Below are 2,125 nucleotides of genomic sequence, written 5' to 3' on the forward strand. Positions count from 1 at the left end.
TCTGCAGGATGAAGCCCGGCAGACCGATCAGCAGGTCGCCGTAGTCCGCGATGCCGCCCACCGCCAGCCCGTAGGCGCCGCTCGCCTCCGAGCCGTAGCCCACCGCCGTCGCGAACGTTCCCGTCGCCGCGCTGAAGCTGCCCAGCGCGCTCGATCCGTCGGTCGCCGCCGTACTGCTGTAGCCCAGCGCCGTCGCCTGCGTGCCCTCGGCCACGGCGTTCGCGCCGGTCGCCGTGCTGAACGCGCCCAGCGCCTGCGCGCCCGCGCCCAGCGCGCTCGCGCCCACCGCGTCCGCCGTGGTGTAGCTGTCCAGCAGCACCTCGCCCGTCGTCTCGTCCTCGACGTACAGGTGCCCGCCCACCGCCGTCGCGCTGTCCTCCGAGGNCGCCCGTCGCCGCGGCGTTGTAGCCCGAGGCCGTGCTCGCGTCGCCGGTGGCGAAGGCGTTCACGCCGGTCGCCGTCGCGCCCGCGCCTTCCGCGAAGGCGTATGCGCCGGTCGCGGTGCTGTCGTCGCCCACCGCCTCGCTCGCTGCACCGGTCGCCGTCGCGTTCTCGCCGTGGGCGCTCGACCGCGCACCCGTCGCCGTCGCGTTGTCCGCCACGGCGCTGGCGTTGAAGCCGGTCGCCGTGCTGTGCTCGCCCAGCGCGAACGCGCCGCTGCCCAGCGCCGTCGCACCCTGCGCCAGCGCCAGCGCGCTCGAACCCACCGCGGTCGCGTAGTCGCCCTCGGCCAGGGCGTCGGCGCCTGCCGCAACCGACGCCTCGCCGTCGGCAAGGGCCTCGCCCTCGCCTGTCGCGGTGAAGTGGCGCGCGGTCTCCTCGGCCGTCTCCGCGACCGCATCGAGCTGGGCCTTGTTCACCGCGTCGGTGTCCTCGGTGCCGGCGGCCACGTTGACGATCTGGCGTTCCGCACCCGCCGCGCCCACCGACACCGTGTTCGCCCGGTCCGCCTCCGACCCCGCGCCCAGCGCCACGCTGTTGATCGCCGAGGCGTACGCCCCGTAGCCCAGCGCCGTCGCGTTCGCCGCGTCCGCCCACGACAGCCCGCCCACCGCCGTCGCCTGGTCGTCCGTCGCGCCCGCGCCCTGGCCCACCGCCGTCGAGGCGACGCCCGTCGCCTCCGTCGGGATCAGCCCCGCGTAGGAGCCGCCCACCGCCACGCCGCCTTCGCCCGTGGCCGTCGCGCTCTCGCCCACCGCCACCGCGCTCGCGCCCAAGGCGTTCGCCAGCGAGCCCACCGCCGTCGCCAGGCTCCCCGACGCCACCGTCTCCGTGCCCGCCGCGAACGCGCCCAGCCCGCTCGACTGCGCCGCATAGCCGATCGCCGAGGAGAACTGGCCGCTCGCGTCGCTGTAGCCGCCCACCGCCGTCGCGTACGCCTCGCTGGCACTGCTGTTCAGCCCCACCGCCACCGCCTGGTTGCCGCCCGCGTCGGCGCCGTAGCCCGCCGCCGTCGCGTAGGCGCCGGCCGCCGCGCCCGTGCCGGTCGCGGTGCCGCCTTCCTCCGCGCTGCTGTTGGCGCCCACCGCGGTGGCCTCGTCGGCGTACGCCTGCGCGCCCGCGCCCAGTGCCGTGCTCTCGGCGCCGAACGCGGCGCTGCCCGCGCCGTAGGCGGCGCTGCCGGCGCCCTCGGCGATCGCGCTCACGCCCGTGGCCGTGCTCGCCTCGCCGGTCGCCCAGGCGCCGGCGCCGGTCGCGGTCGCCGCATCCGCCATCGCGCTGGCGTTGAAGCCGGTCGCCGTGCTGTGCTCGCCCAGCGCGAACGCGCCGCTGCCCAGCGCCGTCGCGCCCTGCGCCAGCGCCAGCGCGCTCGAACCCACCGCGGTCGCGTAGTCGCCCTCGGCCAGGGCGTCGGCGCCTGCCGCAACCGACGCCTCGCCGTCGGCGAGGGCCTCGCCCTCGCCTGTCGCGGTGAAGTGGCGCGCGGTCTCCTCGGCCACCGCACCCACCGCATCGAGCTGGGCCTTGTTCACCGCGTCGGTGTCCTCGGTGCCGGCCGCCACGTTGACGATCTGACGTTCCGCACCCGCCGCGCCCACCGATACCGTGTCCGCGCGGTCCGCAACCGAGTTCGCACCCAGCGCCACGCTGTTGGCCGCGCCCGCATCCGCCAGGAAGCCGACCG

1 protein-coding gene and 2 pseudogenes are annotated in these 2,125 nt (G+C 77.1%); all 3 read right to left on the bottom strand.

Annotation, left to right across the window (positions count from 1 at the left end; translation table 11 throughout):
- Window positions 1–361 (bottom strand): hypothetical protein (locus ACFO3Q_RS13530; RefSeq protein ID WP_377005261.1); only part of this gene is annotated, 361 nt, incomplete at its 3' end.
- 73 nt (window positions 362–434) lie between these two features.
- Window positions 435–1,646: pseudogene (locus ACFO3Q_RS13535) on the bottom strand (YadA family autotransporter adhesin); the annotation flags it as partial.
- Between the two features lie 33 nt (window positions 1,647–1,679).
- Window positions 1,680–2,125: pseudogene (locus ACFO3Q_RS17385) on the bottom strand (hypothetical protein); the annotation flags it as partial.

This window comes from Coralloluteibacterium thermophilum (genome assembly GCF_042654365.1).
Lineage (GTDB): Bacteria > Pseudomonadota > Gammaproteobacteria > Xanthomonadales > Xanthomonadaceae > Coralloluteibacterium > Coralloluteibacterium thermophilum.